The organism is Spirosoma profusum (assembly GCF_014699005.1).
Lineage (GTDB): Bacteria > Bacteroidota > Bacteroidia > Cytophagales > Spirosomataceae > Spirosoma > Spirosoma profusum.
This window is the reverse complement of sequence record NZ_JACWZY010000008.1, coordinates 162,118-188,896: the sequence shown is the minus strand read 5'-3', so window position 1 is coordinate 188,896 and position 26,779 is coordinate 162,118. Positions and strand designations below refer to the sequence as shown.

The following is a 26,779-nucleotide window of genomic DNA, read 5'->3' as shown; positions in this document are numbered from 1 at the left end:
CGACAGGGAAACTTAAGTAATGAAGGGGACGTAGATAACTAAGCAAGGGCCAGGAAGCGATTTGAGTTATAGAGTCATAAAGTTGTAAAGTTATAGGGTTATAAAGTTGCTCCACATCCAGTCAAACTTTACGACCTCACAACCTTTCCAACTAAATCATAACGGGTGGTGCCAGCCAGGGCTCCTGCCGACTAACTACCTCGATAGGCTGACCGACACGTAGCGAACCCAGTATCGAAGCTCCTGTCGACTGAGCTAATACGTTCTGGCCAAACAGAATCTTGGTTTTCCATTGGCGATACGTCTTTAGGGTACGTAGCGGCTCTTTACCCAACTGGGCGGTTTCTGGATCAATGGTTGTCAGCACACAACGCGCACAGGGTTTAACGCCGTAAAAATCCAGGCTGCCCACCCGAAAATGTTGCCAGCCATCTTCTTCATAAGGCAGACTGTCATTCACAACTATATTCGGTCGAAAACGCTTCATGGCCAATGGTTGTGGAAGCTTCTGGTTTAGATAATCGAGCGAAGCTTGCCCAATGAGCAGATACGGGTATCCGTCGGCAAAGCTAACCGCATCATCCGCGAGTGCATAGTTAGGGTCAACGGCGCGATACGTAGTGTCGGGCATGTAAACCAATCGACAGGGTTTTCCAAGTATGGTTGAGAACCAACTATCCACTTCTGCACCAACTGTCAAGGCTGGTACGTCCTTACTATCCCAAATGTTGACTGGCATGATTTCTCGCTCACCCGACAACGTATCAACAGGTGGTTCCAGAGGCAGCGTCAGTACGTTGTCCGGGTGGTGGCGATGCCAGACACGTAGTACGTCGCCTTCGATTGCTACGTCGATGAGGGCCATTACGTGGTTCGTTCGCTGGGTCATGCACTCGCCTTCGATCGACACAATCATGAATCGCCGGTCGTGCCGAAACCCTTTAGCTTCAACCACTACGTTTGTTACCGAAAGGCCACCAAGCGATTTAATTGGGTAAATGTGTAGTTCGGAAATAGTCATGGTCGTCGATAGGTATTAGTGGCTCTCCAACAGGCCGTTAGCTACGTTATAACTACCTCATTAGTCGCTATCGCGTCTCTACAGCCGGAGCCTGTCGTGGCCTACTTAAAAACTCATTCTCGGCAGCGGGCTAACCAGTTGATCGGTGAAATCGCCCTGCTCATATTTAAACTGAGCCGCTATCGCAATCATAGCGGCATTATCGGTACAATATTCAAATTTTGGAATAAATACATGCCAACCCAGCTCGTTGCCGAGTTGAAGGAGCATGCTACGTAGCACGCTGTTGGCCGATACGCCCCCGGCAATAGCAATATCGCGGATACCGGTTTCGCTGGCGGCACGTTTCAGTTTGGTCAGTAACATCTGCACTAATGTGTGTTGAATACTGGCGCAAATATCGGGAAGGCGCTCCTGAATAAAATCGGGATTTGTTTTGGTGTTATCGCGCAAAAAATACATGATGGCCGTTTTAATGCCGCTAAACGAAAAATCCAGATTTGGCATGTCGCCCATCGGAAATCTGAATGCCAGCGGATTGCCAGTTTTAGCGTATTTATCGATAAGCGGGCCGCCGGGATAGGGGAGACCCAGCAATTTTGCCGATTTGTCAAATGCCTCACCCACAGCATCATCCTGCGTTTGCCCAATAACTGTCATAGCTAGCGGCCCGTCGATACGTACCAATTGGGTATGCCCCCCACTGACCGTCAGACATAGAAACGGAAACGAAGGCGCCGGGCTTTCCAGGAAGTGAGCTAGTACGTGCGCCTGCATGTGATTGACTTCGATAAGTGGAATATTCAGCCCCAGCGCCAGCGCTTTGGCGAACGATGCACCAACCAATAAAGAACCCAATAAACCCGGTCCACGGGTAAAAGCAACGGCATTTAGCTCGTTTTTCGATACTTTTGCGTCCAGTAAAGCCCGCTCGACTACGGGCAGAATATGCTGCTGATGCGCCCGTGACGCAAGTTCGGGAACTACGCCCCCGTATTTTTCGTGAATTAACTGGGTAGCAATTATGTTCGACCGGATATGGCCGTCGGCTAAAACGGCCGCCGACGTTTCGTCGCAGGAAGATTCGATGGCTAAAATATTCACTGTACAAAACTAATGGATTACGGAGTAGGTTGAGTTTAAGTTGGAATGGTCAGGAGTTAAAACCGCTACGTTATTCGTTCAGGAAAAGGTCCCGGAAAATGATTTTTCTACACCGAAACAATGGAAGTTGTGACTAAACCGTTCCCTCAGTTAGTGGTCCAAGTGAAAGTTTTATAGGTTATTCGTTGTATATTAGGCATTTCCGTGCTGGATGCGTTCGTTTTTCGCCATATTCCTTAAAACACTGCTCTACGTCGTACTGACGGTATTGGGCCTGTCGCTGGGTGTGCTGATGGGACTGCAAATACCGGCCGTACAGACCAAACTGGCGAAGGAAGGGGCTATCTGGCTCTCCGAAAAACTGTGCTTCCCCGTCGATATTGAGTCCGTTTCGATCAAGTGGTTCGATTCGCTGACACTAAAGAATTTAACCATCAAAGACCTGCAAGGTCGCCCGTTTATCGTGGTTGGGCGACTCGATGCCAATTACAATCTTCAGAACCTGATCGACTCGTCGGCGCACAATATTCACCTTGATGAAGTGGTGCTGTATCGTCCTGATGTTCGGATGATAAAAAACCCAAGCAATGGCGACACAAATCTCGATGATTTCATTACGCGTATCGAAGAGCTGACTTCCGACCCTACTAAGCCCAGTGTTCCGAATCAGAACGTACCATTCACAATAGCGCACATTCACCTGGTCGACGGAATGTACACGCTGGAAGATCCGCGTGAGCCGTTCATGAACGATAAGAATAGCTTTGATTATAACCACTTTACATTCAATAATCTCAACGCCGAAGTCACGGATTTTCTGGTGCTGGGCGATACAATTGCCTTTCATGCCGATGGCTTATCAGGCATAGATAAAGGCTCCCGATTGAAAATCAAGCGGCTCGATACGCAATTTTTATACTGCAATACCAAGCTCGAATTGGGGCGATTATACGCCCACATCGGCAATTCGATCATACGTAACGAACTGACGTTTTTATATGATAAGCCATCTGCGTTTGGTGATTTTAACAGCCGGGTACTGATGCAGGCTCGCTTCCGCGACACTGAAATTCAGTCGAAAGATTTGGGCTATTTTTCGGATTACCTGCGCGGATTGAACGAAACCTGGTGGCTGACCGGGCATTTTACGGGTACCGTAGAAGAATTTCGACTACGTAACATGAACCTGAAATTCGGGCCGAAAGGACGTAGTGAACTATCGGGTGAGGTGGCTTGGAAAGGACTGCCCGACATTGACCACACAACGGTCGATTTTGCGTTTACACCTTCGACGGTCAATATGGCCGATATCCGGCAATACTACCCTGATTCATCGTTCAATCACACCATTCAGAAACTGGGTACCGCTACGTTCAACGCTACGTTTGTGGGCGCGTTCGATGATTTTAAGACGAAAGGAAATTTCCGGACGGCCATTGGCAATGTAACAGGTGATCTGGCTCTTAAACTCGCCGATAATCCTGACCAGACCACCTACAAAGCTAACCTGCGGGCTGAAAACCTGGAACTGGGGCAGCTCATCAACCAGCCGGAACAGTTCGGCAAACTCGATGGACAGGGGAACGTGGTAGGGCATGGCACCAGTCTGGAACGCGCCACTATTGACCTCAACGGTACGTTCGGGCGGTTTGGCTGGCAGGGCTACGAATACCGGAACGTATCGGCCAACGGTAATTTACAAAAGGCGCTTTTTGTGGGTTCGCTAAATATCGACGACCCCAATATTGCGTTCAGCCTCGACGGTGAATTTAACCTGAGCAATCCGCGTAAACACTATGATTTGCGCGGTACGGTGCAGCACGCCGATATGTTGGCGATGGGATATTTGTCTGACTCTCTTATCGTTAAAACCGATCTAGACGTACAACTCGAAGGCAGCAAACTCGATGACGTAGTAGGTAGTGCTACGTTCACAAACACAAATCTGACTCGCAACCGGCGGCAGCTTGCCATCAATAAACTGACGCTGGTATCGTCGATTGAACGGAATTCAGTACGTGATTCAGCGGGAAGTCAGCGCTATTTCGACCTGGATTCTGATTTTCTGACGTCCCGTTTTCAGGGTGATTTTCAGCCGCAACGTACCATCGACGACCTGACCCGGCTGGCTCGGGAGTATGAGCTTTATTTTAAAGGCGATGCGGCTGGAATGGATGCTTATTACAGCCAGAAGCAGCGCCAGTTTGTGCGTCAGGCTCGCCAGCAGGGTGGAGGACCTGTTCGACGATATGGGGTTGATTATCAGCTTATCACGAAGAATACGAAACCGTTACTGACGTTTTTTAATTCGGCTGTATACGTAGCGCCGTTGACCCGGATGGAAGGCCGGTTTATGGTCGACAATACGTCATTTCTGACAGCTACTGTCAAAACCGACTCGCTTCGATTTGGTACCGTTACGTTCGGCCCCAGCGACCTGGATTTGACAACGTCTAAATTCGTATTCAACAAGGAAGTGCTGGCCTCGGCAGTCATTTCGTCGAAATGGCAGGCGTTCAATACGATGCTGCCTACCCGAAGCCTGCAGGCCGAAGCCTCCTGGGATGTTGATCATATTGACTTTACCAGTGGCATTGAACAGGTCGACAGCAGTGGCCGGAATCTAAACCGAGCTGATTTGAATGGTGAACTGCGGTTCAAAGGCGATGCCATCGATCTTACGTTTCGCCAGTCGAGACTACGTGTGCTGAACAGCGACTGGATTCTAAACTCGCAGGGATTGATTCGAAAAGTGGGCAGCGAATACACCGTACGGAATCTTTCGCTGGTGAACCAGAATCAATTGGTGCAGGCATCCGGCAAAATCTCGGCCGATTCTGTGGAACATTTGACGGTCGAAGCCCGTAATTTTTTGCTTTCTTCGCTCAATTCAGTCCTGAACACTACGTTGGGTGGAACGCTTAATGGCAACCTTGCGGTACGTAACGTGTATTCGCTGCCTATTCTGGAAAGTGTTCTGTCGGTCAGTGCATTATCGTTTCAGAATGCACTAATCGGCGATGTTCGGGGAGATGGTATTTGGGATCAGCAGGCTCAGCGATTGAATGTCGATGCCCACGTAAGTCGCAGTGGAAACGACGTAGTAACGATAACGGGAACGTACACTCCTCAGCTAAAAACCAATCCGCTCGCCCTGAAAGCGACGGTCAATAATGCTGATTTGAAATTGCTGGAACCCTTTACGGTTGATCTGTTTTCAAATCTTGGTGGGACAGCGTATGGCATCGTTACGGTTTCGGGTACGCCAGCTACGCCGATATTGAAAGGAGAAGTTGCGATTAAAAATGGTCGTGGTCGATTCGATTATCTCAAAGCCGATTTTTCGTTCGAGGATAAAATCTATTTTGGTGAAAACGACATCATCGCCCGGCAACTCACTCTTCGCGACCCGGAAGGTAATACCGCTTTAATACGCGGTGGCGTCTATCACGACCGCTTCAAGTTCTTTACGCTCGGCTTCGATGCGGATTTTAAGAACTTCAAAATCATGAATACGCAGGCCAAAGACAACGATGCTTTTTACGGACAGGCCGTTGTTACCGGTAAAGCGGAACTCTATGGCCCAACCGATGATCTGACCATCCGCGCCAACGTAGCGAGTAACAAAGGAACCCGAATCTACATCCCCCTCGATGGTGCTACGTCCGTAGCCACCGACGACCAGATTCGTTTTGTTGACCGACTCGCCCTGTCGAAACCGAACAGCCAGACGACCAAACAGACCGACCAGCCGATACTGGATCTCTCCCGGATTCAGATGGATTTCAACTTCGATATTACGCCCGATGCGTATTGCGAAATCCAGCTCGACCGGCAGTCTGGCGATATTATTAGCGCTTATGGAGAAGGACGACTGGCGATGAAAGTCGATACCAAAGGCGATTTCACCATGACGGGTAATTACGCAATCCAGCGGGGTGATTACACGTTTACGTTCCAGAATATTCTGAATAAACGCTTTCAGATTCAGCCAAATAGCCGCATTACGTGGACGGGCGATCCATACAGCGCACTGCTGGACGTAACAGCGGCTTATACGCAATACACGTCGCTGGCGCCGTTGCTGCCGCAGACTGGTACGTCGACACCCGGCGCCGACCAGACTCGTCGATATCCCGTTGATCTTCTCATAAAGCTGAACGGTGATTTAGGCTCGCCAGCGGTTAGTTACGATCTGGATGTGAAGGAATATCCGGCATCTGCTACGTTCCGGCAGGCGGTTACGGCGTTTGAGTCGCGCTTGCAAAGCAATGATCAGGAATTGACTCGCCAGGTAAGTAGTATTCTGTTATTCAATCAGTTATTGCCCGAAGGGGCTGGGTTGTTCGAACAGGGGCAAGTCAATACAGGGGTGTTTAACAGTGTGAGCGAATTGCTGTCGAATCAGATTAGCCGGATGGCATCGAATCTGGACGAGAATCTGGACATCGGCGTGTCGATTGGTGGATTTACGAACAGCAATCAGAACGAAAACCTGCTCAATAATCTGCAACTGCGCTTCTCGTATCGACTGCTGAACGACCGGCTACGTATCAGTCGTGACGGTGGTTTCACGTATGGACAAAGTCAGTACAATGCGGCTAGTTTGCTGGGCGAATGGACATTGGAGTATTTCGTGACTCCCGACGGGCGTTTTCGCGTAAAAGCTTACAATCGCAATCAGCAAAGCATTCTGAATCAGGCGAGTCTGAACAGTACAATCACCACCGGGGGCGGATTAAGTTTCCTTTACACCCGTTCGTTTAATCGATTATTTGGTGGCAAACGTAGCACGCCCGGCTTAGTTCCTGCCAAAACTAACGAAGAACCGGCACCTATCGTTGTTCCTGTTCCCGTATCGGGCAACGTAGCACCTGGGCGTAGTGCTTTGTAACGAATTGCTGGCGCGAAGGGCTTCGACAGGCTCAGCCTGACAAGACGCTTGAGTCAATAAAGTTAAGTAGACTGTCAGGCTGAGCCTGTCGAAGCCCTTCGCGCCAGCAATACCTCAATCAACTCTTCACACCTGATGAACCTTTTCGAGCGTAAGCGTGTGCATTCCTGCCTCGTACTGATACGTAACAGATAACTGATACGTATCACAAATCAGCTTCACGATGGCGAGCCCTAAGCCAACCGACTCATGTTCACCAGACTCCTTTTTAAAACGCTTGAATAACGTTTCAGGATCGGTCTGCAACTCAAGACCTGTGTTACTTAATTGAAGCTGGTGCGCAGACGAACGTACCTGGATGCAACCTCCTGATTGATTGTGCCGTATGGCGTTGCTAACCAGATTGTTAAGCAGACTTTCAGCCAGTAGGGGAGGGAGCAGGGTTTGAAACGGTGCTTCTAATTCGATAGTTGTTTTGATGTGCTTGTGCAGTAGAATTTCCTCTACGTCCATAAGCCGCTGAATTAGCTCATCTGTCAGGTCAACAGGCTGAACGTCAGCAAACTGCCTGTTTTCAATTTTAGCCAGCAACAATAACCCCTGATTTAACCGCGACATCCGTCGGGAAGCCTGATAAATCCCGTCAATCCAATGCGTCTGCTGGTTCGTTAACTTCTCCGACTGAATTAATTGTTCGACTTTAGCATTGATCAGCGCAAGGGGAGTCTGCATCTCGTGCGAGGCATTTTCCGTGAATTCTTTCAGATTCCGATAGTCGTGCTGCATTTTATCGGCCATTTTCTGCAACACTTGGTTTAACTCCCGAAACTCATTGATCGTCGGCTGTTCGAGGTTCAGAGATGCGTTATGACTTAAGTCAAATTGCTTGATACGTGCTAACGTATTGTAAAATGGACGCCAGATACGTTCCGACAACTTTCCCTGAAACCAAAACATGCCAAGCAGCAATACGCCTAAAAAGAGCACCATCGTCAGCGATACCGCTTCGATGAGCCGATATGATTGAATGAGCGACTTTCGGATGGCTACCCGATGTATCACGCCGTCGATGGATTCGTAGAAAGTAAGCTGACGAAAGGGTATTAATTCGTTGTCGTATCGATTAAGAATCAACGTATCACTGAAAACTTCCTTAACCTGCGTTGTTGGCTCCGCACGCGTAACCTCAATTTTATTCTCGACAAAATAGGGAATACTTGACCAATTATTATGGGTACGTATATACGCTTCAAAATCCCGTTTTTCAACCTTCAGACGGCTCTCGACTTCGTCATAAATCAATAATCGGACAATCTGGTAAATGGCAAAGGCCGTCAGCAGGTAAAGTACCAGCGAGAAAATGAAGTAAATCCGGTTGGTTTGGGCCAATAGTTTCAACGTAAGCCAAATTTATAACCGATGCCGTAAACAGATTGCACATAATCATCGGCTCCCTTACTCAACAGTTTTCGGCGTAGGTTTTTAATGTGTGAGTATACCATGTCTAACGAATCGGCTGAATCGATGTTATCGCCCCACAGATGTTCAGCAATGGACGCTTTAGTTAATACAATATCTACGTTCGACAAAAAATACAGCAGTAAATCATATTCTTTCCGCGATAATGGTGTCGGCTGACCATTTATATAGACCATTCGAGTATTTGGTACTACCTGAATGTTACCAAATCGAATTTCGGTATGTCCGCCAAACTGCCGACGACGTAGCAATGATTTCACCCGCGCGTTCAATTCCGACAAATGAAACGGTTTACTCAGGTAATCATCAGAGCCGATTTCTAGACCTTTGAGTTTGTCTTCCAGTGCGTTACGTGCCGAAATGATAATAACTCCGGTAGTCGCAATTAGCCGTTTCAGATTCTGAATCAGTTGAAGTCCATCGCCATCCGGAAGGGTTAGATCGACGATGACGCAATCGTAATTATAGAGATAAATACGTTCGTCAGCATCCCGAAACGTAGCACTTACTTCGCAGACATAACCTTCTTTGGCCATATAATCGGTAATGCTTTCGGCCAGCCCCTGCTCATCTTCGACAATTAATACTTTCATACATCGCTCCCAAATAAAAACGAAAGTATTGCCCAATTCTGGAAACATTTAGGAAGGGATTTTTCGTCGTTATTAACTGAAAATTAACCCAATCGGGGAAATTCCTAAATGTTTCCAGAATTGGTCTTTTGCTTTGCGACCATCGTTGACCACGAATCAGCTCCGACGGGCTCGATACTCAGCTATGATGATTGCACGCATAACTTCCGTAACGCTACGTTTGCTATTTTTTATTGCGGTTATTTTACCGCAACTGGCAGCAGGGCAGCGCCAGAATCTAAATCAGCTTCTCGATCAGAGTGTTCGGCAGTATCCCTTGCTAAAGGCCCGACAAGCTAATATAAATAGCGCCCAACGCCGAATTCAGGCTAGTGAGGTGGAATTTCTGCCGATTATGCTGGCGCAGCATCAGTATAATTACGCGACCAGCAACAGCCTCAACGGTTCTTTTTTTCCAAACGAGAGCATCAACATCTCTACGTCAGGTGGGGTTCGCCAAACGGCTCTTTCGCAGGCAAGTTTTGGCAGTTTTACCAGCGCATCCATCGAATGGCGGGCCGTTACGTTCGGGCGCGTTCGGGCGAACGTGAACGTAGCAAAAGCCGATTACCAACGTAGTCAGGCTGAATACGAAAACGAAATTTTTCAGCATCAGGTACGTACCATCGATGCCTATGTGCTAACACTGATAGGTCAGAAATTAGTACAAATTCAGCAGAGCAATCTGGAGCGGGCGCAGGCGTTCAAGCGCATTGTCGATGCAGGTGTTCGTTCGGGGATGCGGGCGGGTGTAGACAGTTCTCTCGCTACTGCCGAAGCCGTTCGGGCACGACTGCTGCTGCTCGAAAGTCGTCAGCGCGAACAGGTGCAGCGCTTACAACTCTCCGAACTGACCGGCCAGCTCCAGCCCGATCTGCAACTGGATAGCATGCGTTTCTATACCGCTCTGCCTTTGGGCGATTTCAAGTCGGATTCACTGTCTCCCAAAAATCCAACGTTACGTCTGTTTCAGTCACAAATAAACCTGTCTGCGGCACGTAGCATAGCCAGTCAGCGGGCGGGGCTGCCTATGATTTCGCTGGTTGGTGTTGGTAATGCGCGAGGTTCAGGATTTTCGAATCAGGGCGATGTTTTCCTCCCCAATCAACTGGGTGGCTTAGGCTATCAGGTTGGTAATTACCTGCTTGGCGTGGTTGCTCGCTGGAATATAACTGGTATGCTACGTACCCGCCATGATTTCCAGGCCGAGCAATTTCAAGTTGAGCGCGCCCGGCAGGTATTCAACACGCAACGGCTCCAGATCAGCCGCCAATATCAGGAAGCCGACATTCAATATCAGTTGGCGTTGGAGCAAGCCCGACAGGCACCTATTCAGCTACGAGCCGCCCGACAAGCGTACAACCAGGCCAAATCTCGCTACGAGAGTGGCCTGACCGATTTGCCGACGCTGTTGCAAAGTGTCGTAACCCTCAATCGCGCCGAAGTCGATGGCTACGTTACCACCAGTAACGTCTGGCGATTTCTATTGCTGAAAGCAGCCGCAGAAGGTGATTTATCCCTGTTTATGAATGCATTGTAGAGACAAGGCATACCTTGTCTCAGACCGGATGGTCAATTGACCCGGATAGTTTATTAGTCCGAACGGTTCGTTGCTGACGCATATGAGACAAGGCATGCCTCCGCAACGGCGGACCGGTCCCTACGACAATAGAAACCTGTAAAAACCTATGTACAACATCATTCGTTCTGCGCTTCGGAAACCCATATCGGTGGTAGTAGCTGTGATGGGAATTCTCTTCTTCTCCATCCTGTCACTATTTACCATTCCGGTCGATATTTTCCCCAGCCTCGATTTACCGACCATTTACGTAGTACAGCCATACGGTGGTATGGCGCCCGACCAGATGGATGGTTTCATTGCCACGCGCTATCAGGACCACTTTCTCTACGTATCGGGAATTCGCGACATCGACGTAAAAACGATTCAGGGATTGTCGCTGATCAAACTCTCGTTTTACCCCGGCACCGATATGGCGCAGGCAGCAGCCGAAGTGGCCAACAACGTATCACGCGCCAAAGCGTACATGCCGGAAGGAACTGTCCCTCCGCAGGTGGTCCGGTTCGATGCCAGTTCGGTGCCGGTGGGGCAACTGGTTTTTGAAAGTCAAACGCGTTCGCTGAATGAAATTCAGGATTTTGCGTCGTCCCGGGTGCGGCCCATGTTCTCGCGCATTCCCGGCGTTTCCAGTCCTCCGCCGTTCGGTGGTAACCAACGGACGGTAATTGTCCGGGTCGATCCGCAACGGGTACGTAGTTACCAGCTTACGCCCGAAGAAGTGATACGTTCGATTGTCACCAATAACCAGCCTTCGCCAGCCGGTAACATCCGGATTGGGGAGAAAACGCTGATGACACCCGTAAACTCGCTGGTGAAACGCCCCGAAGATTTCCTGAATATTCCAATACGTGTTGGTTCTGGCCCTACGGTGTTTGTTCGGGATATTGGTACGGTAGAAGACGGCGCCGACGTAACGGTAAGCTATGCCCTGGTAAATGGTCGGCGGGCAGTGTATATCCCGGTCGTTAAAAAATCTGACGCATCGACCCTTGACGTAGTGAATAACCTTCGGAAAGCCCTGCCCGAATTGCAGGCAGCCGTACCAGAAGACGTAAAGATTTCCTACGAATTTGACCAGTCTGTCTACGTAACAAACGCCCTCAAAAGTCTGGTCACAGAGGGAATTCTGGGAGCTATTTTAACCGGACTTATGGTGCTGCTTTTCCTGCGCGATTGGCGTAGTGTGATTATCGTGGTCGTGACCATCCCGATTTCTATTTTGTCGGCGGTGATTATGCTCAATCTGTTCGGGCAAACCATCAACATCATGACCTTGTCGGGGCTGGCCCTTGCCATTGGGATTCTGGTCGACCAGGCCACGGTGACTATCGAAAACATTCACCAGCACCTGGAAATGGGCAAGCCTAAAGCTACGGCCATCTGGGATGCGTGTAAGGAAATTGTGTTCCCTGAATTCCTGATTCTACTGGCAATTCTGGCCGTGTTCGCGCCCGCTTTTGTAATGAACGGCGTACCGCGTTCGATGTTTCTACCACTCTCACTCTCAGTAGGTTTCGCCATGATTGCGTCGTTCCTGCTCTCGCAGACGTTCGTTCCGGTATTGGCAAACTGGCTACTCAAAAGCCACCCCGAACACGAAGCGCCCACACTGGCCCTCGATGACCGCGAACTCCACATGATAGAGGACGAGAAACCGGTTGAAAACGCCAAAGGATTTGAGCGATTCAAGCAGCGATATACCGCCACGCTCGAAAAAATTCTGGATCGACGTGGGCTGGTAGTGGGCGGTTATCTGATTGGTAGTCTGGCGATTATTGTCGTGTGTTTTATGGTGATTGGTACGGATATTCTGCCGCATGGAAATAGCCACCAATTTCAAATGCGCCTTCGTATTCCCGACGGAACGCGGGTCGAACGTACCGAGGTGGCCACGCTGAAAGTGCTGGATATTATTAAAGAAGCCGTTGGAAAAGACGGTGTCGAAATTTCGTCGGCCTACGTCGGTACGGTTCCATCCAGCTACGGTACGTCCAATATTTTCGTGTTCAACAGCGGACCGCACGAAGCCGTTTTGCAGGTGTCGCTGAGCGAAGAGCATCATGTAAAAATGGATGACTTGAAGGAGGAGCTTCGGCAACGTATCGCCAAAGCCTTACCAACGGCCAGCATCTCATTCGAACCGATCGAACTGACCGACAAAATCATGAGTCAGGGCGCTTCCACGCCGATCGAGGTGACAGTAGCCGCTAAAGACCTGAACGAAGCCGGTCGGTTTGCGAACAAGATTCGGGAACGGATGGCGAAAATTGACTTCCTGCGCGACGTTCAGATTGCTCAGCCGCTGAAATACCCCATTCTGAACGTAACGCTGAACCGGGAACGGGCCGGTCAGCTCGGCGTTACGTCCACGCAGGTAGCTCGTTCGATGGTGGCTGCTACGTCGTCGAGCCGGTTTACAGACAAAAATTTATGGCTCGATGAGTCGAAAGGGCTGGCGTATCAGGTGCAGGTACAAATTCCTGAATACCAGATGAGCAGTGCCAGCGACATTGGTAATATCCCGTTGAAAAGTGGCGAAATGCGCCCGCTATTGTCCGATGTTGCTACGTTCTCAGAAGGAACAGCCCCCGGTGAATATGACCGCGCTGGCCCGAACCGGCTGGTGACGATCACGGCGAATCTGCAGAAAAAAGACCTTGGTTCTGCGCAGAAAGCCGTTGAGAACGCCATTAAAGAAGCTGGCGAGCCTCCGCGTGGTGTGCTGGTCGAAATGGGTGGACAAACCAGCCTGCTGGCCGATACGTTGAGCAGCCTGCAAACGGGCCTGCTGGTAGCTATTGTGATTATTTTCTTATTGCTGGCCGCTAACTATCAATCGTTTAAGTTGTCTCTCGTCATTCTGGCGGCTATTCCGGCCGTGGTGGCGGGCGCACTGCTGATGCTGCTGGCGTGTGGTGCTACGTTGAACCTGCAATCGTACATGGGTCTGATCATGTCGGTGGGTGTATCAGTAGCGAACGCCATTCTGATGGTGACGAATGCCGAAAACCTCCGCCTGGACATTAAGAACCCTCGGAAAGCGGCTATGTTGGCGGCCAACAGCCGGATTCGCCCGATTCTCATGACCAGTATTGCCATGATTGCCGGTATGGTTCCTATGGCATCGGGACTAGGAGAGGGTGGCGATCAGATTGCCCCGCTGGGTCAGGCCGTTATTGGTGGATTGATTGCTTCTACGTTGGCGGCTTTGCTCGTACTGCCGTGTGTATTCACGCAATTGCAGGGCAAAGCATCGACCCAGTCCATATCGCTTGACCCGGAAGATCCTGAAAGTCAGTACTATCGTGAGGAGGCTCAGGAATTAAATCATAGTCTATAAAACCTTCACCCCTAAATCCCCTGAAGGGGATTTAGGGGTGAATCGGGTATCATATAAGATTTAACATTACAAAATTCGATAACCAAGAGATTCAACTACTTTCCTTATGAAACCGATTTTAACGCTTATCATACCGGTGGGAATCGCTTTCGGCATGGCGGCTTGTTCAACGGCAAACAGCGATGATAAACCCGCCAGCAAAGAGCCTACTATTCAGCAGGTTGTCACAACAACGGTGCAATCGCTTCAGCCCAATAAGCACGTAACACTACCCGGTGAACTGAAGCCCTGGAACCGGGTGAGTATCTATGCCAAAGTAAAAGGCTTCGTGCGGGATATTACCGTCGATCGAGGAACTCCCGTGCGTAAAGGGCAGGTACTGGCGCAACTCGATGCCCCCGAAGTGCTGTCGGAACTGAATCAGGCACAGGCACAATTACAGGCGCAACAGGCTACATTGGTAGAACAAACCACCCGCGCTCGCGCCAGCCGACTCATTTACCAGCGAATTCTGCAAACGGCGAAAACCGAAGGGGCCGTTTCCGCCAACGAAATCGACCAGGTACAGGCCCGAATGCAGGCGGATAGTGCGATGGTCGCGGTGGCGCGTGGCACGGTGCAGGCTTCACAATCCAATTTGCAGGCCAAATCACAATTCCGGCAATATCTGACAATCACGGCTCCCTTCGATGGCATCGTCATTGAGCGGAACATCAGTCCCGGCGCACTGGTTGGTGCGGGCGAAAGTGGAAAACCTCTGTTCGTGCTGGAAGATAGTCGTACTCTACGGCTTACCGTAGCTGTTCCTGAGACATTTGCCAATCAGTTACCCCCAAAGAGTTCGGTTGCCTTTACCGTAGCGGCCCTGCCAGAACGTCGTTTCAACGCGAAATTAGCCCGTTCGGCGCAGAGTTTAGTCGAAGCAAATCGCTCCATGATGGCCGAGTTCGACGTAGCAAATACCGGTCATGAACTGAAGGCCGGTATGTATGCCGAGGTGCAAATGCCAATGATCCGTACAAGCAAAACGATGTTCGTACCGTCGACAGCCGTGGTAAATTCCAGCGAAAAAATGTTCGTGATACGTGTAATCGACAACAGGGCACAGTGGATTTCGGTGCAGAAGGGTAACGTAGTGGATAGCCTGGTCGAAGTTTTTGGTGAGCTCCAGCCCGGTATGCCAATTGTTCGGTCGGCGTCGGAAGAAATTCGGGATGGTCAGGCTGTAACCACCGCACAAAAATGAAATCGCCCTCACTACGTTACCTGCCGATAGCACTAATCCTGTTAACAGGCTGCCAAACCACCCGAAAACAGTACCAGCTCGTCTATCGGGATAACGCGGGTATTTACCGCGTAGAATCAGCGAAAGTACGTACCATTCGCGTTCATCGTAATCCATACAAAGTGCTGGTCAAGACGGATTTAGGCCGCCTGGAAACCGCATCACTGAATGGACTCTGGGGATGCCAGGAAACGGGTGGAGCCCGGCGTCGGCTGTATCTGGGCAATTTTTATGAAGTCGTTCAGGAAAAAAACGTAGTGATTTATCGTCAGGCTGACTTCGATGGATCATCCAGCGATCATTATTATTTCAGCAAAAATCCCGATAGCGACATTCTCTACCTGAGCCGCCGGAATCTGATCATGGCGTTTTCCGGAGAAACCTGTATGCAGAACGTAGTGAGCCACTTACCCCGAAACGACTGGTTTAAGATCAACAATAAAGGCTATTTTCAACTCCTGGAAGCCTGCGACAGTTGCCTTAGCCTGAAATAATCTGACCAATTCCAGACTCTCTTCTTTCGCCTGATTTTTTGTTCTTAGAAACTGTCTGCAAACCCCTAAATCCCCTAAAAGGGACTTCGCTCGCACTCGAACAAAGTCCCTTTTAGGGGATTTAGGGGTTTGCAGACAGTTTCTAAACGTATCGAGGCTTCAGTTGACTGAAGCCTCGATACGTTTAGTGGATAGAAACGGATAACTAAAAGATGCCCTGCTTGATTCGGCTTCCTGTGTTAAATATGATTTTCCCGCCAGTATTATACTGAATTCGCAGTGCCTGACCTACGTAATTTGCTGGGATTGATACCGCATGTTTTAAGGTAAGCACATCCGTACTGACTGGAAGTCGACCACACGACCATACACTCGTATCGCTCCAGGCCCCATCTTTGACTGTAGACATATCACAGGCGGACGCTCCGGGGTAGACAGACAATTTAAGCGTGGTCTGGACATACGATCCACTCGGATCGAAGGCTGTTACGAGGATCGTAAAAATAGTCCCTGATTCGGTTAAAGGCGTTCCTGAAATGGTTGCCGGAGCGGTAAACGTCAAACCCTTAGGCAAACTATACGTAGTAATGATCAGGTCATTGGGCGTTTCAGAATCACTGAACGTATTGGCCGGAATGGTATACGAAAACGGTACAAGAATTGTCGCCGATTGAGGAGGAATTGCGTTCGAAACGGTTGGCGGACAGTTCCGGTAACTAACCAATGCCGTAGTAGAAGACGTACAACCATTCGCTGCGGTAGCAGTAACAGCATAGGTTCCTGCCAGGTTTACGACCGCTTTATTCGCCGACTGACTCACAACACCGGGCCCACTAAAGAGATACGTAACACCGCCACCAGCTGTTAACGTAACGCTGGAAATTGAGCAACTTAACGTACCACTTGATACCAAACTTACAGTCGGCGTAGCGGTGTTGGCGAATACACTGGCGGTCTGCGTTGCTGTGCAGCCATTGGCGCCTGTAACCGTCACCGAATACGTACCGATGGCCGTGGCTGAAATGGATGCAGTGGTTTCGCCTGTGCTCCATCGATACGTTCCCCCACCACTCGCAACTAACGTTGTACTGGGACTTGCGCAGGTCAACGTAGCGCTCGAAGGTGCGATATTTACCGAAGGTGGATTGACATTGTTGAACACCTGGGCACTGGCACTAGCCGTACAGCCGTTGGTTCCCGTGAGTGTAAATGAGTAGATGTTTGCTACGCTCACACTAATGGTGGAAGAGGTTGCTCCTGTGTTCCAGCGATACGTACCGCTGCTACCACCCGCCGTCAACGTAGAACTGGTGTTAGCGCAGGTCAACGTAGCACTGGAAGGTGTGATGTTCACCGAAGGGGCGCTGTTATCCTGACTAACCTGAATCGAGGAACTGGCCGTACAGCCGTTGGTTCCAGTTACCGTCACCGAGTAGGTGTTTGCTGTGCTCACACTGATAACTTGAGACGTAGCGCCTGTACTCCACCGATACGTTCCGCTGCCTACTGCGCTCAAACTCACGGTCGGATTAGTACAGGTCAACGTAGCGCCGGTCGGTGTTCCGATAGATGGGCTTATACTGATCGAAGCTGCATTAATGTCCTGTGAAATAACCACACTGGCGCTGGCTGTACAACCGTTAGCGCCGGTTACTGTCACGGAATACGTACCGATGACCGTGGCTGAAATGGCAGTTGTGCTCTCTCCCGTACTCCACTGATACGTCCCTCCACTGTCGGCTGTCAAGGTAATACTGGGGTTGGCACAGGTCAACGTAGCGCTGGAGGGCGTGATGAACGCCGAGGGCTTAGTGTTGTCCTGAACCACTTCAGCACCAGCACTGGCCGTGCAACCATTTTCTCCTGTCACCGTCACGGAGTAGGTGCCCATAGCCGTGGCACTGATTTGGCCCGTATTCTCGCCCGTGCTCCAGTGATACGTTCCTGCGCCACCCGCTGTCAAGGTAATACTGGGAATGGCACAGGTCAACGTAGCGCTGGAGGGCGAGATACTAGCTACGGGAGGGGTACTATCTTCCATTAGTTTGATACTGGTGCTGGCCGTACAGCCGTTGGCTCCGGTCACTGTCACCGAGTAGATGTCGGCTGTGCTCACATCGATAGTTGAGGAAGTTGCCCCCGTGCTCCAGTGATACGTTCCGCTGCCTGTTGCGCTTAGACTTATGGTCGGCGTGGCGCAGGTCAGGAGCGTGGTAGATGCGTTAATGCTGACTGAAGGTGCACTGTTGTCCTGTTCGATAAGCGCACTGGTTGTGGCCGTACAACCGTTGCTGCCTGTGACTGTCACCGAGTAAGTGCCAATGGACGTTACACTGATTTGGGCGGTAGTTTCGCCCGTGCTCCATTGATACGTTCCACTACCGTTGGCCGTTAGTGTGACCGTTGGGTTGGCACAGGTCAACGTAGCGCTACCGGGAGTAATGTTTGCCGAAGGTATACTTACATCCTCCATAACTTCCTCACTAGCACTGGCCGTGCAGCCATTCACACCCGTTGCTGTCACTGAATAAGTACCTCCGGCGGTGGCTGAAATGGATGCGGTAGATTCTCCTGTACTCCATTGATACGTTCCCCCACCACTGGCTGTTAACGTAGCACTGGGATTGGCGCAGGTTAACGTAGCACTGGAAGGATTAATACTTGCTACAGGTGAATTGTTGTCAACCAATATTTCGACGCTGGTCGTAGCCGTGCAGCCGTTAACATTTGTCACTGTTACGGAATAAGTGCCTGCGGAAGTAGCTGAAATAGTCTCGGTATTCTCACCGGTACTCCAGCCATATGTTCCACTACTCACTGCACTTAGACTTACCATTGGAATGGTACAGGTTAACGTAGTACTTGATGGATTGATACTAACGGAAGGTACTGGATTGACTGTTAACGTAAAACTGGTTGCAGCACTCAACTGACCATCGCTAGCGTTGACAGTGATCGTAAAAATGGTAGGAACACTCACCGTTGGAGCCGTCAACAGAGTAATAGCACCACTAGCCGAGATTCCGGCAGGTTCACTGCTCCAGTTAAAGGAAGTCGGGCTAAAATTAGAGGCAATAGCTGTTAGGCTCAAGTCACTGGCTGCGCATATTGCAGGAGGATTGACAGGATTCACATTAGTAGCAAGCGGAGCCACTTTGCGGATGCGACTGTTAGACTGGTCGGCAATGTAGAGATTACCCGACCCATCGAGCACTACATCTGCGGGCTTATATAACATTGCAGCCGTTGCTGCTCCGCCATCGCCACTGTAACCGCTTGAACCATTACCCACTACGGTGCTGATGATGCTATTGGTTGCGTTCACCTTACGGATGCGGTGGTTAGACTGGTCGGCAATATAAAGATTGCCTGCGCCATCCACCCACACCCCCGTCGGGCTATTTAATTCAGCCATAGTGGCTGCTCCGCCATCACCCCTATAACCACCACTGGGCATCCCACCACCGGGACCGGGAGGTTCACCGGGACCAGGGGGGCCACCACCGGGCGTTCCACCACCGGGGGGGGCTTCAGAGATAGTGGAATTGCCCGCCACAGTACTAATAGTACCGTCGGATGCATTCACTTTTCGGATACGGTGATTGTCTTTATCCGCAATGTAGAGATTCCCTGCTGCATCGACAGATACATCCATTGGGTTATTCAGCCGGGCACTAGTAGCCGCTCCGTAATCGCCACTGAAGCCGCCTGAACCGTTACCTGCTATAGTACTGATCGTACCATTTACAGCAAGTACCTTGCGAATACGGTGATTCATCTTGTCGGCGATATAGAGGTTTCCTGCTGCATCAATTGCCACACCTGTAGGATAATTCAGACTTGCAGATGTAGCTGCTCCGCCATCGCCACTGTAGTTGGCTGAACCATTACCAGCCACCGTACTGATGTTGCCATTAGTCGCATTTACCTTGCGGATACGATGATTATACTGATCTGCAATGTAGAGGTTCCCTGCTGCATCCAATGCCACACCTGTAGGTTGAGTTAGACGGGCATTGGTGGCTGCTCCGCCGTCACCACTAAAGCCATACGTAGTAGTACCAGCTATGGTACTGATAATGCCATTAGCAGCATTTATTTTGCGGATACGATGATTATACTGATCGGCGATGTAGATATTCCCCGATCCATCCACCGCCACACCCGAGGGTTCATTTAGACGGGCATTAGTGGCTGCCCCGCCGTCTCCTCTGTAAGTCCTTGAACCAGTTCCTACCACAGTGCTAATGGTGCCATTGGTTGCGCTTACTTTTCGGATACGGTGATTTTCCTTGTCGGCGATGTAGAGATTGTTTGACCCATCAATACATATATTAATGGGGAAATTTAGTTGAGCGCCAGTGGGTGCTCCGCCATCACCATTGTATCCCTGTGCACTCGTCCCTGCTACGGTGCTGATGGTACCATTAGCCGCAATTATCTTACGAACAGCGTGGTTATGGTGATCAGCGACAAAAATATTACCTGTCCCATCTCCCCATACCCCATCAGGATAGCTAAACGTAGCACTAGTGGCCGCTCCGCCATTTCCACTATAGCCCTCTATACCTGTTCCTGCCAACGTACTAATTTTACCATTGGCCGCAGTTACCTTACGAATGCGATGGTTTGCTTGATCGGCAATGTATATATTACCTGACCCATCTACGTATACACCCATAGGGAAATTTATTTGGGCAATGGTGGCCGCTCCTTCGTCTCCGCTGAACCCCCCTGTACCCGTCCCGGCCACAGTACTGATAGTTCCATTAGCTGCACTTACCATACGGATGCGATGATTTCCCCGATCAGGGATGAAAATATTGTCCGAAGCGTCCACGTATACCCCATAAGGGATATTTATTTGAGCATTTATGGCGAGGATTCCATCTCCATTGTAGCCTCCTGTACCCGTCCCGGCTACGGTACTGATGGTGCCGTTGGCAGCACTTATTTTACGGATACGGTGGTTACCTCGATCAGCGATATATAGGTTCCCGGATAAATCCAACGCTAAACCACTCGGAGAATTGAGTTTGGCATTGATGGCCGCTCCGCCATCGCCACTGTAGCCGTACGTACCAGTACCTGCTATAGTACTGATAGTGCCATTGGCTACATTTACCTTGCGAATGCGGTTGTTTTCAGTATCACTTACATAGATATTGCCCAATCCGTCGACTGCTACACCGTTAGGCGTATTAATGTTAGCGTCAGTAGCTGGGCCTCCATCGCCTATTGAAGTAGTTCCGGTTACTGTAGTAATAATTTGTGCAGATACTCCTGTAGAAGCCACTACTAGGAAAAAGAATCCAAGAAAGGGTGTGTAGAAGTAAACAGAGATTAGCGTACGTAATAGTCTATTCATAAGTGGTACAACTGGGGGGTTAAAACATGTAAACTTTATGGGTTTGACAGTGACTCAAAACTCAGTTTTTCCAAGTGAATAGACTCTACCGAATCGGACAAAAACTCTACTGAAATGACCAGAGGTATATTCTAGGCAACAAATCGACCTTTTAATAAACTTATTGTAAAAATAAATCCCCGGTCATGGTGGACGGGTCGCAGATGATATAATTACTACGTGAAGGTAGGGGGGCTAATCTTAAGCTATTTTCAAGCTACTTACCCTTTCCGGGTTGAGGGAGCGTGCCCGTATTGTTCTTTGTAGGCTCTCCCAAAAGCGGATAAACTTCCGAAACCAACCGCGTAAGCAACCTGGGTAGGCTGAATGCCTTCGTCAAGCATGTCGTTGCCACGCCGAAGTCGGTAATCCCGTATAACGTCACGGGTTGTTACGTTCAGCAGACCCTTAAGCTTGCGGGTGAGTGTGCGGCTGCTAAGCGCCAGTTCATCAGCCAACTGCTCGACTTCAAACTCGGGTTCATCGAGATGCTGTTCCAGAACTGCATATAGTTGCTTCAGGAAAGCGGGCGTTTCAGGGCGTTCCTGTTCAGGCACCTCGTAAAAAGCTGGTATGCTTTCGCTTAGTGGATTGATGAGCGTTCGTTGCCAGTACGTTCGTAAGGCGGCTTGTCTACGGCGTAAATTCTGCAAACGTAGCAGCAACTCGGCTGGGAGGAACGGCTTGGTCAGGTAATCGTCGGCACCTGTTTCCAGTCCCGCAAGTCGGTCTTCAATGGCGGCTCTGGCGGTTAGCATGATAACCGAAATATGGTCGGTGCGGATATCGGTACGTAGCGCACGGCACAGATCCAGACCATCGAGCCGGGGCATCATCAGGTCGGTTACGATTAATTCAGGAATTGTATCAAGCGCCATCGCCAGACCTTGCTGGCCATCCTTAGCTTCGAGCAACGTATAGTGCGGTGCCAGAATCATGCGGATATACGTCCGAAGATCGTCGTTGTCCTCGACCAGCAGTAATAGTGGTTTGTCAGCACTTATCTGGCCTTCAGTATAAAGCGCATCACCAATTAATGTTGCACTTTCATACATGAGTTCCGAATCAACAGACAGAGATGATGCGTAATGATTCACCCGTTGGCCGTTTTCGCTCGGCACTGGCTGACCAACTTCGCCCTGAATTGGTAATGATACACGAAACGTCGTTCCCTCGCCCAATTGACTACGTACCGTTATAATGCCACCCAGCAACTGGACTAATTCATACGTAAGGGCGAGTCCCACACCTGTCCCTACTTCGAGCCGATTAGCCCCCACGCCCTGATAAAACCGGTCGAACAGATGACCCAAATCTTCGGAAGCAATGCCCACACCTGTATCGTGTACTTCAACTACTACGCCAGTTGAGTTATACATGGCCTCCACCTTAACCGAACCACCTGCCGATGTATTTTTTATCGCATTACTCAGCAGATTTGTCAGAATTTTCTCAACCTTGTCGGCATCATACTGAGCAGACCAGCTATCCTGATTTTGGTGCAGGCTCAAGGTTATCGAGCGGCTGGCAGCCAGGGAATCGAACAAAGCCACCCAGGTACGTAGATCACTAGCCAGATTACCCGGTGCCAGCAGATTTTTCATCTGGCGGGCATCGAGTTTCGCCAGATCGAGCAATTGATTGATAAGTGTCTGAAGGCGACTGGCATTACGGTGCATCAGTGCGTACAGTTCATTGTCAGGAAAGCGGCTGTGCAACGTTTGGAGCGGACCTAACAGCAACGTAACGGGGGTACGCAGTTCATGAGAAACATTGGTGAAGAAATCGGTTTTAAGCTTATCGAGCGCCTGTATGTTTTCGCGCTGGGTTTGTTCAAGGCTTAGGTTGTCAGCCGTTCGAATCCGTTCGCGGGTAGCCTGCCAAAGCATCATCACCACAAAAAACGGTTCGGCTATCGTACTCAGCAACATTACAAACCTAAGGGATTCTTCACTGAATGAGCCGGTAAAAAAACCGGCATTACGTCCATAGAAATAGGTATAGATTGGTGATAGCAACAGCAGAGCAATTACGTTCCAGATGGCAGGCCGGCGACCCCCTGAATATAAAGCAATCAACAGCGCCAGGGTAAACCCCATCATGATAGCGAGTGAGGCTATTAACCCCCAGGTAATGTAAGGATGACGGACAAAAAAACTTAATCCTACATAGAGCAAACCTATTCCTCCAAAACCCCTGTAAAGCCAGACTAAACGAGGCAGATACAGGGAGAGCTGGCAGGCTTGAATAACATAATACGCTAAAGTTGGCAGAAGTAGACCTACAGTTACATAATGACTCGTGTGTGCCCAATAGGGTGAAGTGGGGAAAATGATACTTGAATAGCTGCTCGCAAACAAGCTGCACATACAAACTGCTAAGCCCCAGAGCGAATAGGCACGTAGCACCGCAAATCGGTGCATGAAGAGTAGTAACGATAGCAGAAACAGCGATATAATAAACGCCAGTGTAAACAGGACGTATCGGTCCATATCCGGCAGCCGATTTGACACAAACGTGTTCTGATCCCAAACCCGAAGATTATAGCTATGATGCTGTGACGATAGAACGCGAACGTAGCATGTTTGGGGCTTTTTCCCCGAAAGTGTTACGTATAGAGTAGGATAGCGTGTTTTAGGATTTCTTTTTACGAAGGGTATAAAATCGCCCGTATGCTGAATGCGCCATCCTGTAACAGAGTCGGGTTGATAAAGCGTTAGGCTGTCGACGTAAAAGTTCGTTAACTCGAACGCATACGTGTGTGTGGAATCGGTAGCTTGTTGTAACGTAAATCTGCACCAGACAGGGTGCGTAGTGAATCCCAGAATCAACATTGGCGCTGGTCCAGCGATTGTCTGCCAGCCGCTTTGATGATTCACTACGTTCCCAAGCGCTAACCGGTTCGTGGAGTCGACCAAATACTGAAAGTTTACATCAACAGGTTGTGTAAAGCGATTTCCAGGCAGCCTATTAGTGGGAGCCTGAGCACCGGCCCGGGATAAAAGCAAAAGCCATAAACAGACGACAGATAAATAGTTAAACATTGTTACCTTACTAGAAGCGACTACTATTGTATGGGTATTTGTATACTATTGATGTATTCACTAACCGAATTTGTCATATATCTCCCGCAAGAGCCTGACCGGAACGAGTTGATTTAATAGGTGATAAGTTACATTTTTAATGCCAAGTTCAGGGAATTTCACTTGCTAAATTAATAGTTTGTATTTTATTTAAATTGGTAACAATTGAAAAGGTCATAACTCACTATTCCAAAAATGATAATTCGCCTTTTTGCCATTTTTTTGATTTCAACTAGCACGGTCCGTGCACAGATACAGACACTTAACCAACCCGACGATGGTTTCAGGGGAATCTGGTATTTTATTGGTCCGACCAAAACCGAATATGCTTTCAAATACAGTGGCGGACTGGGAACCTACCCGGCTAATCATCACCCATTTGCAGTTTATGCGCCCGCCGTACAAAAAACGTTTTTTTGCTATGGTGGAGCATCCAAAGATGCCAAGCCCAGTTTACTACATGAAATCGCTTATTTTGACCACCGAACGGGGCAAGTCTCCCGCCCGACAATCTTGCTGGACAAAGGCACCGACGATGCGCACGACAATCCAGTACTGAACATCGACCGGCAGGGGTATATCTGGTTGTTTTCTACATCGCACGGTACCGACCGACCGTCGTTTATTCATAAAAGTCGTAAACCCTACGACATATCGGCTTTCGACCGAATTCCGGCCACCCGAATGCAGGGTAACAACACGGTGCCATTCGACAATTTTTCGTATCTCCAGAGCCACTACCACCCCGAAAAAGGATTCCTGCACCTCATGACCCATTACGAGAGGGGTATGCTGAAATACGGAGCTACCAAACCCCGTCGAACCATTGGTTATATTTCCAGCCGGGACGGTGTTCACTGGTCTGCGCTTCAGGATATCGCGGCCATTGAAGAAGGTCATTATCAGACCAGTCATCAACAGGGAAAGAAAGTTGGTACGGCTTTCAATATGCACCCGGATACTGAAATCGGCGCGGGGCTGGACTATCGCACCAATCTGTACTACGTTGAAACTTCCGATTTCGGGCAAAGCTGGCATACCGCCGACGGTCAGCCGGTGCAATTGCCGCTCCGGGCATCAAAAAATAATGCGTTGGTGAAAGAATACCGGTCGCTGGGACGTAACGTTTACATCAACGACGTAGCACATGACGCACATGGCCATCCAGCCATTCTGTATATCACCAGCAAAGGTCCCGAACCTGGTCCTGAAAGTGGTCCGTATGAGTGGCACATCGCCCACTGGACGGGGAAAACCTGGGATATTCTGGACGTAACGACTTCCGACCACAACTACGATATGGGCTCTCTATACATAGAATCTGATGGTACCTGGCGAATCATCGGGCCGACGGGCACGGGACCACAGGCGTATAACACAGGTGGCGAACTATCGGTCTGGATTAGCCGCGACAAAGGGAAACATTGGCAGCACACCAGCTCACTGACCCGAAACAGCCCTCGTAATCACAGCTACCCACGTCGGCCTGTGCGAGCACATGAAGGCTTTTATGCATTCTGGGCCGATGGCAACGGTCGAGAACCGTCGCCTTCTTCGTTCTATTTCAGCACAAAAGCTGGTGAAGTATATCGGCTGCCGGGTCAGACGAACGGAATGATGGCGAAGCCAGAACGAGTGAAGGTTGATAAGTGATAAGTTTATCACTTATCAACCTTTATGCTACGTTGCCGGACAGCTTCGTACAGTACTACGCCCGTAGCCACTGATACGTTCAGTGAACCGACGGAACCCAACAGAGGAATCTTTACGTGGTTGTCTGCCATACGTAGCAGTTCGGGCGAGATACCGTCTTCTTCCGATCCCATGATGACGGCGATAGGACCGGTCAGGTCGGTGCTACGTTCGTAGAGGTCACGGTTCGATTTTTCGGTACAGGCCACAACTGTAATTCCTGATTCCTGTAGATATTTCACCGTTTCGGTTAAATCGGGTTCGCGGCAGACCGAAATGTGGTTCAGCGCTCCTGACGACGTTTTCATGGCGTCGGAATTGATGGCAGCCGCTCCTCGTCCGGGAATCACAATGCATTGAATACCGGTACACTCAGCTGTTCGAGCAATAGCTCCGAAATTACGTACATCGGTAATGCGGTCGAGAAGTAGAAAAAACGGTGTTTCGCCCCGTTCGTACACATCGGCTACTACGTTGGATAACTTAACGTACTGAACCTGCGCCACCAGGCAAACAACTCCCTGATGGTTCTTGCGCGTCAGCCGATCAAGTTTTTCGACAGGTACGCGCTGAATCGTTACACGGTTCTGAAAAGCCAGATTCTGTATTTCAGGGTGGCTCAACCCTTTTTCCATATATAATTTATCAATCTGCTGGTCGGAACGTAGCGTTTCGATAACCGACTGAATACCAAATACCATCTCGTCGGGCTGGGGACGAAACTGTGGGCGTGGACGAGGTTGGCGATTGAATGGTTGGGGCATTATTA

At 49.7% G+C, this 26,779-nt stretch carries 13 protein-coding genes; 6 read left to right on the top strand and 7 right to left on the bottom strand.

All coding sequences use genetic code 11. The features are described from left to right. Nucleotides 1-151 precede the first annotated feature (151 nt). Nucleotides 152-1,021, bottom strand: coding sequence for an MOSC domain-containing protein (locus IC229_RS12230; protein ID WP_190887265.1), 870 nt, complete (start codon nt 1,019-1,021; stop codon nt 152-154). 105 nt (nt 1,022-1,126) lie between these two features. Next, on the bottom strand, nt 1,127-2,125 hold the full coding sequence (gene tsaD / locus IC229_RS12225; RefSeq protein WP_190887264.1) for a tRNA (adenosine(37)-N6)-threonylcarbamoyltransferase complex transferase subunit TsaD: 999 nt from the start codon (nt 2,123-2,125) through the stop codon (nt 1,127-1,129). Between the two features lie 211 nt (nt 2,126-2,336). Between tsaD and IC229_RS12220 the strand changes: the two genes are divergently transcribed. Beyond that, nucleotides 2,337-7,019 carry a translocation/assembly module TamB domain-containing protein gene (locus IC229_RS12220; protein ID WP_190887263.1) on the top strand — a complete coding sequence of 1,561 codons (4,683 nt, stop codon included), beginning with the start codon at nt 2,337-2,339 and terminating at the stop codon, nt 7,017-7,019. Nucleotides 7,020-7,145: 126 nt separating this feature from the next. Here the strand turns inward: IC229_RS12220 and IC229_RS12215 are convergent, their stop codons facing one another. Together IC229_RS12215 and IC229_RS12210 are read right to left on the bottom strand one after the other, a co-directional pair. Beyond that, nucleotides 7,146-8,417, bottom strand: coding sequence for a sensor histidine kinase (locus IC229_RS12215; protein WP_190887262.1), 1,272 nt, complete (start codon nt 8,415-8,417; stop codon nt 7,146-7,148). Beyond that, the gene (locus tag IC229_RS12210; RefSeq protein WP_190887261.1) at nt 8,414-9,091 is read right to left on the bottom strand and encodes a response regulator transcription factor; all 678 of its coding nucleotides are present in this window, start codon (nt 9,089-9,091) and stop codon (nt 8,414-8,416) included. The genes IC229_RS12215 and IC229_RS12210 overlap by 4 nt, the downstream gene beginning before the upstream one ends. Nucleotides 9,092-9,275: 184 nt before the next feature. Between IC229_RS12210 and IC229_RS12205 the strand changes: the two genes are divergently transcribed. The 4 genes from IC229_RS12205 (at nt 9,276) to IC229_RS12190 (ending at nt 15,828) form a co-directional block, all read left to right on the top strand. After that, nucleotides 9,276-10,670, top strand: a complete 1,395-nt coding sequence (locus IC229_RS12205; RefSeq protein WP_190887260.1) for a TolC family protein — start codon at nt 9,276-9,278, stop codon at nt 10,668-10,670. 148 nt (nt 10,671-10,818) lie between these two features. After that, on the top strand, nt 10,819-14,049 hold the full coding sequence (locus IC229_RS12200; protein ID WP_190887259.1) for an efflux RND transporter permease subunit: 3,231 nt from the start codon (nt 10,819-10,821) through the stop codon (nt 14,047-14,049). Nucleotides 14,050-14,155: 106 nt separating this feature from the next. Further along, nucleotides 14,156-15,295, top strand: a complete 1,140-nt coding sequence (locus tag IC229_RS12195) for an efflux RND transporter periplasmic adaptor subunit (RefSeq protein ID WP_190887258.1) — start codon at nt 14,156-14,158, stop codon at nt 15,293-15,295. Further along, complete coding sequence (locus IC229_RS12190; RefSeq protein WP_190887257.1) at nt 15,292-15,828, top strand: hypothetical protein; 537 nt, start codon at nt 15,292-15,294, stop codon at nt 15,826-15,828. The genes IC229_RS12195 and IC229_RS12190 overlap by 4 nt, the downstream gene beginning before the upstream one ends. Before the next feature lie 205 nt (nt 15,829-16,033). Here the strand turns inward: IC229_RS12190 and IC229_RS12185 are convergent, their stop codons facing one another. Then, the gene (locus IC229_RS12185; RefSeq protein WP_190887256.1) at nt 16,034-21,196 is read right to left on the bottom strand and encodes an NHL domain-containing protein; all 5,163 of its coding nucleotides are present in this window, start codon (nt 21,194-21,196) and stop codon (nt 16,034-16,036) included. 260 nt (nt 21,197-21,456) lie between these two features. Further along, nucleotides 21,457-24,279 carry an ATP-binding protein gene (locus tag IC229_RS12180; protein WP_190887255.1) on the bottom strand — a complete coding sequence of 941 codons (2,823 nt, stop codon included), beginning with the start codon at nt 24,277-24,279 and terminating at the stop codon, nt 21,457-21,459. A gap of 234 nt (nt 24,280-24,513) precedes the next feature. On the opposite strand from IC229_RS12180, the gene IC229_RS12175 reads away from it, so the two are divergent. Continuing rightward, complete coding sequence (locus tag IC229_RS12175) at nt 24,514-25,971, top strand: BNR-4 repeat-containing protein (RefSeq protein ID WP_190887254.1); 1,458 nt, start codon at nt 24,514-24,516, stop codon at nt 25,969-25,971. Nucleotides 25,972-25,979: 8 nt separating this feature from the next. On the opposite strand, the gene rlmB is transcribed toward IC229_RS12175, so the two are convergent. Next, nucleotides 25,980-26,774, bottom strand: coding sequence for a 23S rRNA (guanosine(2251)-2'-O)-methyltransferase RlmB (gene rlmB / locus IC229_RS12170; RefSeq protein WP_190887253.1), 795 nt, complete (start codon nt 26,772-26,774; stop codon nt 25,980-25,982). Nucleotides 26,775-26,779 lie beyond the last annotated feature (5 nt).